General features: G+C 75.1%; 8 protein-coding genes. 5 read left to right on the top strand and 3 right to left on the bottom strand.

All coding sequences use genetic code 11. The features are described from left to right. Window positions 1-99: 99 nt before the first annotated feature. Both disA and radA read right to left on the bottom strand, forming a co-directional pair. Window positions 100-1,224 carry a DNA integrity scanning diadenylate cyclase DisA gene (disA, locus tag ACZ6EJ_RS27190; protein ID WP_469270785.1) on the bottom strand — a complete coding sequence of 375 codons (1,125 nt, stop codon included), beginning with the start codon at window positions 1,222-1,224 and terminating at the stop codon, window positions 100-102. Window positions 1,225-1,304: 80 nt separating this feature from the next. After that, on the bottom strand, window positions 1,305-2,717 hold the full coding sequence (gene radA, locus ACZ6EJ_RS27185) for a DNA repair protein RadA (protein WP_469270784.1): 1,413 nt from the start codon (window positions 2,715-2,717) through the stop codon (window positions 1,305-1,307). 230 nt (window positions 2,718-2,947) lie between these two features. Between radA and ACZ6EJ_RS27180 the strand changes: the two genes are divergently transcribed. Beyond that, entirely contained in the window at window positions 2,948-4,843 is a 1,896-nt protein-coding gene (locus tag ACZ6EJ_RS27180; protein WP_469270783.1) for a hypothetical protein, read from the top strand. A gap of 456 nt (window positions 4,844-5,299) precedes the next feature. Here the strand turns inward: ACZ6EJ_RS27180 and ACZ6EJ_RS27175 are convergent, their stop codons facing one another. After that, on the bottom strand, window positions 5,300-6,193 hold the full coding sequence (locus tag ACZ6EJ_RS27175; RefSeq protein ID WP_469270781.1) for a DUF3109 family protein: 894 nt from the start codon (window positions 6,191-6,193) through the stop codon (window positions 5,300-5,302). A gap of 41 nt (window positions 6,194-6,234) precedes the next feature. Here ACZ6EJ_RS27175 and ACZ6EJ_RS27170 point away from each other — a divergent pair, with 41 nt between their 5' ends. The 4 genes from ACZ6EJ_RS27170 (at window position 6,235) to ilvD (ending at window position 10,864) form a co-directional block, all read left to right on the top strand. Next, window positions 6,235-7,185 carry a Ppx/GppA family phosphatase gene (locus ACZ6EJ_RS27170; RefSeq protein ID WP_469270779.1) on the top strand — a complete coding sequence of 317 codons (951 nt, stop codon included), beginning with the start codon at window positions 6,235-6,237 and terminating at the stop codon, window positions 7,183-7,185. Window positions 7,186-7,355: 170 nt separating this feature from the next. Then, complete coding sequence (locus ACZ6EJ_RS27165) at window positions 7,356-8,183, top strand: sugar phosphate isomerase/epimerase family protein (protein ID WP_469270786.1); 828 nt, start codon at window positions 7,356-7,358, stop codon at window positions 8,181-8,183. A gap of 34 nt (window positions 8,184-8,217) precedes the next feature. Then, entirely contained in the window at window positions 8,218-8,850 is a 633-nt protein-coding gene (locus ACZ6EJ_RS27160) for a TetR/AcrR family transcriptional regulator (protein ID WP_469270778.1), read from the top strand. Between the two features lie 163 nt (window positions 8,851-9,013). After that, a complete protein-coding gene (ilvD, locus tag ACZ6EJ_RS27155) occupies window positions 9,014-10,864 on the top strand; it encodes a dihydroxy-acid dehydratase (RefSeq protein ID WP_469270776.1) in 1,851 nt (616 codons plus the stop codon). Window positions 10,865-11,036: the final 172 nt, after the last annotated feature.

Genomic DNA, 11,036 nt, shown 5'->3' with positions numbered 1-11,036 from the left:
CCCCCCCCCCCCCCCCCCCCCCCCCCCCCCCCCCCCCCCCCCCCCCCCCCCCCCCCCCCCCCCCCCCCCCCCCCCCCCCCCCCCCCCCCCCGACCCGCGTCAGACGTACCGCTCCAGGATCGACGACTCCGCCAGCCGCGAGAGCCCCTCCCGCACGCTGCGCGCCCGCGCCTCGCCGACGCCGTCCACGGTCTGGAGGTCGTCCACGCTGGCCGCCAGCAGCTTCTGCAGGCCGCCGAAGTGCTCCACCAGCCGCTCGATGATCGCCCCCGGCAGCCGCGGCACCTTCGCCAGCAGCCGGAACCCGCGCGGGGAGACCGCCGAGTCCAGCGTCTCCGGCGAGCCGCTGTACCCCAGCGCCCGCGCCACCACCGGCAGCTCCAGCAGCTCCGTGTGGCTCAGCGCGTCCAGCTCGGTCAGCGCCTCGGCCACCGTGCGCGACCGCTTCGCCGTCGGCTCGGGGACGTAGTCCCGGACGACCAGCTCGCGCTCCGGCTCCACACCGGCGATCAGCTCGTCCAGTTGGAGGGAGAGCAGCCGTCCGTCGGTGCCCAGCTCGACCACGTACTCCGCGATCTCCGTCGCGATCCGCCGCACCATCTCCAACCGCTGGGCCACCGCCGTCACGTCCCGGACGGTGACCAGGTCCTCGATCTCCAGCGCGGACAGCGTGCCCGCCACCTCGTCGAGGCGCAGCTTGTACCGCTCCAGCGTCGCGAGCGCCTGGTTGGCGCGGGACAGGATCGCGGAGGACTCCTCCAGGACCCGCCGCTCCCCGTCCACGTACAGCGCGATCAGCCGCATCGACTGGGAGACCGAGACGACGGGGAAGCCGCACGCCTTGGAGACCCGGTCCGCCGTGCGGTGCCGGGTGCCCGTCTCCTCGGTGGGGATCGAGGCGTCCGGAACCAGTTGGACGCCGGCCCGCAGGATCTTGCTCATGTCCTTGTCGAGGATGAGCGCGCCGTCGAGCTTGCACAGCTCGCGCAGGCGGGTCGCCGTGAACTCCACGTCCAGCACGAACCCGCCGGTGCACATCGACTCGACGGTCTTGTCCATGCCCAGGACGATCAGCCCGCCGGTATTGCCGCGGAGAATGCGCTCCAGGCCGTCCCGCAGGGCCATTCCGGGCGCGACCGCGCTCAACGAGGCGCGCATCAGCGCCTCGTTGCCGGTGCCTTGGCCGGACTTTCCGGGCGTCGTCGCCCGGTCGTTGGCTGCCACTGCACTCCTCCGGTCACAGGTTTGCGATGCCCTTACGTCCCCCATGCCGTGTCCACGGGCGGGCGAGACCAGGGCAAAGTCTACCGGCGCGCGCCGTCCTCCTGTGGTGCCTCCTGGCGGGAGCGGCGCGGGAGGACCCGCAGGGCATCGCCCATGTCGGCGACTTCCGTGACCTTCATACCGGCCGGGACCCGCCCCGGATCGGTCGGGACCAGGGCGTGGGTGAACCCCAGGCGGTGGGCCTCGGCCAGCCTCCGCTGCACCCCGGTGACCCGCCTGACCTCGCCCGCGAGCCCCACCTCGCCGATCGCGACCAGGTTCTTCGGGAGCGGGGTGTCGCTCGCGGCGCTGGCCAGCGCGAGCGCGATCGCCAGGTCCGCGGCGGGCTCGGTCAGCTTAACGCCCCCCACCGTCGCGCTGTAGATGTCCCGTTTGCCGAGCGCGCTGATCCGGCCGCGCTGCTCCAGCACGGCGAGCATCATCGACACCCGCGAGGTCTCCAGACCGGAGGTCGTGCGCCGGGGCGAGGGGATCTGGGAGTCGACCGTGAGCGCCTGCACCTCGGCGACCAGCGGGCGCTTGCCCTCCAGCGTCACCGTGAGACAGGTGCCGGGGACCGCCACGTCGCGCCGGGTCAGGAAGAGGCCGGAGGGGTCCGCGAGCCCGGTGATGCCCTCGTCGTGCAGCTCGAAGCAGCCGACCTCGTCGGTCGCCCCGTAGCGGTTCTTGACGCCGCGCACCAGCCGCAGCCGGGCGTGGCGGTCGCCCTCGAAGGACAGCACCACGTCGACCAGGTGCTCCAGCAGCCGGGGCCCGGCGATCGCGCCGTCCTTCGTCACGTGGCCGACCAGCAGTGTGGCCATCCCGCGCTCCTTGGACGCCCGGATCAGCGCCCCGGCGACCTCCCGGACCTGGGCCATGCCGCCGGGGGCCCCGTCGATCTCGGGCGAGGCGACCGTCTGCACCGAGTCCAGGACGAGCAGGGACGGCTTCACCGCGTCCAGGTGCCCGAGCACCGCGGACAGGTCCGTCTCCGCCGCGAGGTAGAGGTGGTCGTTGATCGCGCCGATCCGGTCGGCCCGCAACCGCACCTGGCTCGCGGACTCCTCGGCCGTCACGTACAGCGTGCGGTGGTCGTCGCTCGCCGCCTTGGCCGCCACGTCCAGCAGCAGCGTCGACTTGCCGACGCCCGGCTCGCCCGCCAGCAGGACGACCGCGCCCGGCACCAGCCCGCCGCCCAGCACCCGGTCCAGCTCGCCCACGCCCGTCGAACGGGCGGTGGCCGTCCGGCCATCGACCTGGCCGATCGGGAGGGCCGCCGTGGAGACCCGGCCCGCCGCGGTGGTGCGCACGGCGGGCGCGCCGCCGAACTCCTCGACCGTCCCCCACGCCTGGCACTCGGGGCAGCGGCCGAGCCACTTGGCGGTCGTCCAGCCGCACTCGGTGCAGCGGTAGGACGGTCGGTCCTTCGCGGATTTCGTACGGGCAGCCATGGCGCCACCGTATAGGCGGGGTACGACAGCGCCTCCCGCGCCCGTCCGCCCGCCCCGCCGCGCGGGAGGGCGCGGGGAGCGGGCCCGTCCGCCCGCGCGGAGGGGCGCACCGAAGCATTTCGGGCCGTTTCCGTGATCCATATCCTCTTTCGGGGGATACGCTCACCCGTAAGGATTAATTGTGCGCAAGGGGCATTAAGGGCATGTGGTCCTCTGTCTACGGTCGTCGGGTGACGAGCAGCAGGCTGGAGACCCCCACGCACACCACCGGCGCACACCGGGCGCACCGCCGGGCCCCCCACACCTCGGCGCAGCGGCCGCCCGCACGTTACGAGCCGTATCTCGACGGACTGTTCACCTACTGCCTCACCGTGCTCTGCGACCACGACGCGGCCACCGACGCGCTCGGCGCGGTCCTGGCGATCGCGGACCGGCACGGCTCGCGGCGCCCCGCGGCGGAGGAGGAACGTCAACCCTGGTTGTACGCCCTGGCCCGCTGGACCTGTCTGCGCACCCTGGCCGAGCGCGGGCGCGGCCGCCGGGCGCACCGCCTGCCGCCCGGAACGCCCGCGCCGCCCCGCGCCGCCAAGGCCGCCGAGCCGTCCCTGCTCCGGCTGCCGGCGGAGGGGCGCGCGCCCGTGCGCACGCCGGAGCCCGGCCGCACCGCCGCCGTCGCGTGCCCGGTGGCCCCGCCCCTGCCCGCGCCCCGGCTCCCCGCCTCCCCCGAGGAGGCCGCCACCCCCGTCCCCGCCGAGTCCCCGGCCGCCGAGGCGCGCCGCCGGGAGCTGGCCCGGCTCGCCTGGCCCGAGGCCGCGGGCGCCACCCCGGAGCAGCGCGAAGCCCTCGAACTGGCCGTACGCCACCGGCTCCCGCCGCGCGCCGTCGCCGCCGTGCTCGGCCTGGAGCCGGTCGCCGCCCGTGAGCTGCTGGCCGCGGCCGCCTGCGAGGTGGAGCGCGCCCGCGCGGCCCTCGCCGTCGTCGACGCCGGCTGCTGCCCGGCCGTCGCCCGGCTCACCGGCGACCGCCGGACGCCGCTGTCCGCCGCGCTCTGCCGCGAGGTCGTCCGGCACGTCGACGACTGCCCCCGGTGCCGCCGGGCCGCCGAGCGGACCGACGCGGCGGGCCCCTGGCCCGGCGCGGCCCTCGCCCCGGCCTGCTCCCTGCCGATGGTCGAGGCCCCCCGGCCCTCCGTGTACGTGGCGATGGTCCAGGCCCAGCGGACGCGGGCGGGCGGACCGCGCTTCGACCGCGCCGGCTATCCGCTGCACCCGAGGGACCACGCCGCCCGCCGGGACCGGCTGCGCGCGCGGGTCGTGACGACCACGGTGGTCGCCACGGTGGTCGCCGCCCCCGTGATCGCCCTGTGGGCCGCCTACCGGGGAGCGCCGCAGACCGGCGAGGGCCACGAGGGCGGGTCGGTCGCCGCCACCGAGGTCGACGGCGCGGGCGGGACGAGCGGCGCCCCCCGCACCCCGTACGAGAGCGCGGGCGACGCCCGCCCCGGCGACCGGCGCGGCGTCCGCGCCCCGGACGTCACGGTGGAGGTCGTCAGCACCGGGGGAGGCCGCCGCGGCGGGCTGGCGGTGGCCGCCCGGACCTCCGGAGCCGTCACCACGATCACGCTGACCGCCTCCGGACCCGGCCCGCTCGCCTGGTCGGCGGCGCCGGACGTGGCCTGGCTCTGGCTCAGCCGCACGTCGGGCACGCTCGCGGCCGGCCGGTCCACCACGATCACGGTCGCGGTGGTCCACGCGGCACAGCCGAAGGGCCCCTGGCGCGCCCGGATCTCCTTCCGGCCCACCGGGTCGGCGGTGACCATCGAGGGGTACGGGACGAGGACCCCGACGGCGGGCGGCCCGCGCCCCTCCCGCCCCGGACCGGGGTCGCCCGGCCCCGCGCGCCCGAGCCCCGCGCCCCCCCGCCCCACCGTCCCGGAGCCGACCGTTCCGGGTCCGGGCTCCCCCCGCCCCGGCCCGGATCCGACCGGCTCCCCCCGCCCGACCGATCCCCCCGAGCCCACGCCCACCGAACCGACGCCCGACCCACCGGACCCGACCGACCCGCCCCCCACCGCCCCGGCCCCGACCGACGCCCCGGCCCCTTCCGCCCCGGCCCCGGCCGGCTGAGGGGCGCCGGCCGCCGGAACGCCTCGTCCGCACGGCTGAGGGGCGCCGGCCGTCAGGACGCCTCGTCCGGACGGCCACGCGGCCAGGACCGGATCGACCCCCGGCTCAGAGCCGGCCCCGACCGGCTGAGCAGCCCGGAACCGCTCTGGAGTGGTGCGCCTCGTGACCGCTCCTTGAGCGAGCGCAGCCGCCTTGACGAGTCCGCTTGGTGCTCGCCCCGTCAGCGCACAGCCTTGACGACCCGCCGCCGCCCCGTCAGGGCAGCCCGCCGACGGCCCCGCCTCGTAACCGCCCCCTCAGCGCAGCCCGCCCCGACGCCCCCGTCTCGAACGGCCCCGTGAGCGCAGCCGCCTTGACGAGTCCGCCTCGTGACCACCCCCAGAGCACCGCCCCCTGAGCGCAACCCGCCGACGGCCCCGCCCCGTCAGCTCGCCCGGCCCCGCCCTGCCCGCCCGGTCACCGGCCCCCGGCTCGACCCGGCAGGCCGCCCGGCGCGAGCGGCGGCGGGTCCGCCGGGTGCGGGGCCATCGGCAGCAGCGCGGACAGCCGCTCCTCGCACAGCTCCACCAGCCGGCCGTAGCCCTCCTCGCCCATCAGCTCGGTCAGCTCCGGCCGGTAGGAGACGTACACCGGTTCCCCCGCGCCGTGCGCCGAGGTCGCCGAGGTGCACCACCAGTGCAGGTCGTGCCCGCCCGGCCCCCAGCCCCGGCGGTCGTACTCCCCGATCGTCACCTGGAGCACCCGCGTGTCGTCGGGCCGGTCGATCCAGTCGTACGTCCGCCGGACCGGCAACTGCCAGCACACGTCCGGCTTGGTCTCCAGGGGCTCCCGGCCCTCCCGCAGCGCCAGGATGTGCAGCGAGCAGCCCGCACCGGCGGGGAATCCCGGCCGGTTCTGGAAGATGCAGGAGCCCTCCCAGCGGCGCGTCTGGCGTTCGCCGTCCTCGTCGACGCCGACCCAGCCCGTCTCCGTGCCCACGTCGTGGAACTGCCACAGGTCCGGGGTGAGGCGGGCCACGTTCTCCGCCACCCGCTTCTCGTCGTCCTCGTCGGAGAAGTGCGCGCCCAGCGTGCAGCACCCGTCGTCCGCGCGGCCCGCCTGGATGCCCTGGCAGCCGCTGCCGAAGACGCAGGTCCACCGGGAGGTCAGCCAGGTCAGGTCGCAGCGGAAGACCTGCTCGTCGTCGGCGGGGTCGGGGAACTCCACCCACGCCCGCGCGAAATCGAGGCCCTTCTCGTCGGACGGGTCCGGTCCGCTCGCTCCCGGCCGCTGTTCCGTCGGCTCCGTCTCCCGGTTCTTCTTCTGGTTCTTCGTGGCTTTGCCCGGCTTCGCCTTTTTCGTCTTTGGCACGGGCCCAGAGTAAGACGGCCGGGCGCAGTAGCGTTCCGGGTATGAGACTCGGAGTCCTCGACGTGGGGTCGAACACGGTTCATCTGCTCGTGGTGGACGCCCACCCCGGCGCCTGCCCGCTGCCCGCGCACTCGCACAAGGCGGAGCTCAGGCTGGCCGAACTCCTCGACGCGGAGGGTGCGATAGGCCGGCTCGGCGTGGACCGGCTGGTGGCGACGGTCGCCGACGCGGTCCAGGCGGCCGAGGACAAGGGGTGCGAGGACGTGCTCGCCTTCGCCACCTCCGCCGTGCGGGAGGCGTCCAACGCCGACCTGGTGCTGGAGCGCGTACGGGTCGAGACCGGCGTCGACCTCGCCGTCCTCAGCGGTGAGGAGGAGGCCCGGCTGACCTTCCTGGCGGCCCGCCGCTGGTTCGGCTGGTCGGCGGGGAAGCTGCTGGTCCTGGACATCGGCGGCGGCTCCCTGGAGATCGCCTTCGGCATCGACGAGGAGCCGGACGCCGCCGTGTCGCTGCCGCTGGGCGCGGGCCGCCTCACCGGGGCCTGGCTGCCGGACGACCCGGCCGGGCCCGAGCAGGTCAGGGCGTTGCGCAGGCACGTACGGGCCGGCATCGCGCGGTCCGTGGGCGAGTTCGCCCGCGCGGGCCGCCCGGACCGTGTCGTCGCCACCTCCAAGACGTTCCGCCAGCTCGCCAGGATCGCCGGCGCCGCGCGTTCCGCCGAGGGCCTGTACGTCCAGCGCACCCTGAGCCGCAAGGCCCTGGAGGAGTGGGTGCCCAAGCTGTCGGCGATGACCGTCGAGGAGCGCGGCCGGCTCCCCGGAGTCTCCGAGGGCCGGGCCGCCCAGGTGCTCGCCGGGGCGCTGGTGGCCGAGGGCGCGATGGACCTGTTCGGCGTCGACGAGCTGGAGATCTGCCCCTGGGCCCTGCGCGAGGGCGTCATCCTGCGCCGCCTCGACCACCTCCCCGCGCAGCGGGCGGCCCTGCCCGGCTGACCCCGGCGACCCGGCCCGCGCCCCGCAGGCGCACGCGGCATGTGCCACGGGCCGTGCGGCCCAGGTGGTGCGGGGGAGCGCCCCTCCGGGGGCATGGCCCTGGTCACTTTCCGCCGCGGGCCCTCGGCGCGACGCACCACTGCCCGTACGCTGGCCCAGTGGCAGAACCAGTGGTGCGCATCCCCGATGCGAAGGTCGCCCTGTCGACGGCCTCGGTCTACCCCGAGTCCACGGCGACGGCCTTCGAGATCGCCGCGCGCCTGGGGTACGACGGCGTCGAGGTCATGGTCTGGACCGACCCCGTCAGCCAGGACGTCGAGGCCCTGCGCCGGCTCTCCGACTACCACCGGGTGCCGATCCTCGCGGTCCACGCCCCCTGCCTCCTGATCACCCAGCGGGTCTGGTCCACCGACCCGTGGACCAAGCTCCAGCGGGCCAGGAGCGCCGCCGAGCGGCTCGGCGCGTCCACCGTCGTGGTGCACCCGCCGTTCCGGTGGCAGCGCAACTACGCCCGCGACTTCGTCAACGGAATCTGGCGGATGGCCGACGAGACCGACGTCCGGTTCGCCGTCGAGAACATGTACCCCTGGCGCTACCGCGACCGCGAGATGCTCGCGTACGCCCCCGACTGGGACGTCGCCAACGACGACTACCGGCACTTCACGGTCGACCTCTCGCACACCGCGACCGCCCGCGCCGACGGGCTCGCCATGGTGGACCGCATGGGCGACCGCCTCGCCCACGTCCACCTGGCCGACGGCAAGGGCTCGGCCAAGGACGAGCACCTGGTGCCCGGCCGGGGGGACCAGCCGTGCGCGGAGCTGCTGGAGCGGCTGGCCCGTACGGGGTTCGACGGCCATGTCGTCATCGAGGTCAACACGCGCCGCGCGATGTCCTCCGCCGAACGCGAGGCCGACCTCGCCGAGGCCCTCGCCTTCACCCGCCTCCACCTCGCCACCGCCGCCCCCGACCCGGCCGCCGGGCCGCGCCGCCCGTGACGCCGGACCGGCCGCGCCCGACGCCGGAGCACCCGTGAGCGAGGAGGCCGCGAGCGGGGAGGCCGCCGCCCCCCGGCGCCGGGGCCGCCCGTCCCGCGGGTCCGCGGGGCAGGGGCCCGACGCCCGTACGCGCATCCTGGAGGCGGCCCGTACGGAGTTCGCCGAGCGCGGGTACGACAAGACGTCCATCCGGGGCATCGCCAAGGCCGCCGGGGTCGACGCGGCCCTCGTCCACCACTACTTCGGCACGAAGGACGAGGTCTTCGCCGCCGCCGTGGAGCTGACCTTCGAGCCCGCCCTGGTGGTCCCCGCGGTGCTCGACGGTCCGCCGGAGGGCCTGGGGGAGCGGCTCGCGCGCTTCTTCCTCTCCGTGTGGGAGGACCCGGCCAGCCGCTCGCCCCTGCTGGCGATCCTGCGCTCCGCGGTCACCCACGAGGCAGCGGCGAACGTGCTGCGCGACTTCGTCCTGCGCCGGCTGCTGGAGCGGATCGCGGCGGAGCTGGACGTCCCGGACGCCACCTTCCGCGCCGAGCTGGCCGCCTCGCACATGCTCGGCATCGCCATGCTGCGGTTCGTGGTCCGCGCCGAGCCGCTGGCCTCGGCGGACCCGGAGGACATCGTCGCGATGGTCGCCCCGACCCTCCAGCGATACTTGGGCGAGGCCTGAGCCGACGGCCCGTACGGCACCGGGTGCGGTGTCCCGCATCCCGGACATCGTGTCCGGATCTTGGATGCGGGGCGTACGCTGCAGGGGCAGTCTTCTCTTGTACCTGTTCTTGTACCTGTCGGAAATCGGAAGGCAGTCTTCTCTGCCGAAGGAGCGAGCGACGATGCCCGAGCTGAGGTCCCGCACGGTCACCCACGGACGCAACATGGCGGGCGCGCGCGCCCTTATGCGCGCGTCGGGCGTAGCGAGCGCGGACATCGGCAAGCCGATCGTCGCCGTCGCCAACTCGTTCACCGAGTTCGTCCCCGGCCACACCCACCTCGCCCCGGTCGGCCGGATCGTCTCCGAGGCGATCCTGGCGGCGGGCGCGGTCCCGCGCGAGTTCAACACCATCGCCGTGGACGACGGCATCGCGATGGGCCACGGCGGGATGCTCTACAGCCTGCCCTCCCGCGACCTGATCGCCGACTCCGTCGAGTACATGGTCGAGGCCCACTGCGCCGACGCGCTGATCTGCATCTCCAACTGCGACAAGATCACCCCCGGCATGTTGATGGCCGCCATGCGCCTCAACATCCCCACCGTCTTCGTCTCCGGCGGCCCGATGGAGGCCGGCAAGACGACCCTGGTCGACGGCACCGTGCGCAAGCTCGATCTGATCAACGCGATCAGCGACGCCGTCGACGAGAACGTCTCCGACGAGGACATGCTCCGTATCGAGGAGAACGCCTGCCCCACCTGCGGCAGTTGTTCCGGCATGTTCACCGCCAACTCGATGAACTGCCTGACCGAGGCCCTCGGCCTCTCCCTCCCCGGCAACGGCTCCGTGCTCGCCACCCACACCGCCCGCAAGGCGCTGTACGAGGAGGCCGGCCGCACGGTCGTCGAGATCACCCGGCGCTACTACGAGCAGGACGACGCGACGGTCCTGCCCCGCGCCATCGGCACCCGCGCCGCGTTCGACAACGCGATGGCGCTGGACATCGCCATGGGCGGCTCCACCAACACGATCCTGCACCTGCTCGCCGCCGCCCAGGAGGCCGAGCTGGACTACGACCTGGACGACATCAACGAGGTCTCGCGCCGCGTCCCGTGCCTGTCCAAGGTCGCCCCGAACGTCGCCCCCGGCGGCACGTACTACATGGAGGACGTGCACCGCGCCGGCGGCGTCCCCGCCATCCTCGGCGAACTGCACCGCGGCGGCCTGCTCGACGAGGACGTCCACTCGGTGCACTCCGCCACCCTCGCCGAGTGGCTGAAGAACTGGGACGTGCGCGGCGGCTCCCCCTCCCCCGAGGCCGTCGAGCTGTGGCACGCGGCCCCCGGCTGCGTCCGCTCCGCGACCGCGTTCTCCCAGTCCGAGCGGTGGGACACCCTCGACCTGGACACGGCGGGCGGCTGCATCCGCGACGTCGAGCACGCCTACTCCGAGGACGGCGGCCTCGCCGTCCTCAAGGGCAACCTGGCCGTGGACGGCTGCGTCGTGAAGACGGCCGGCGTCGACGAGTCGATCTGGACCTTCGAGGGCCCGGCCGTCGTCTGCGAGTCGCAGGAGGAGGCCGTCGACAAGATCCTCCGCAAGGAGATCAAGGAGGGCGACGTCGTCGTCATCCGCTACGAGGGCCCGCGCGGCGGCCCCGGTATGCAGGAGATGCTCTACCCCACGTCCTTCCTCAAGGGCCGGGGCCTGGGCAAGGCGTGCGCCCTGGTCACCGACGGCCGCTTCTCCGGGGGCACCTCGGGCCTCTCGATCGGCCACGCGTCGCCCGAGGCGGCCTCCGGCGGCACGATCGCCCTCGTCGAGGACGGCGACCGGATCCGCATCGACATCCCGAACCGCTCCATCGAGCTGCTGGTCGACGACGCCGAACTGGCCGCCCGCCGCGAGGCGTTGAACGGCGTGTACGCCCCCGCGGCCCGCGAGCGCAAGGTCTCCGCCGCCCTGCGCGCCTACGCGGCGATGGCGACGAGCGCCGACCGGGGCGCGGTCCGCGACGTCTCCAAGCTCGGCTGACACCCCGCACCGCCCGCCGCCGCCCGTGCCCCGGACTCCTCGGGACACGGGCGGCGGCGGGGGGGGGGGGGGGGGCCGCGCACTTTCGCGTCGCCAGTGGGGGGGGTCGCGGTCCCGTAGTTCCACGGCGGGGGGGGGTTCCTTCCCCCGGATCACGCACCCCCCCCGAGTA

The sequence above is a fragment of the Streptomyces sp. NPDC041970 genome (genome assembly GCF_055588985.1).
Note: the sequence above shows the minus strand (reverse complement) of the source record. Positions and strands in the feature narration are given on the sequence as shown.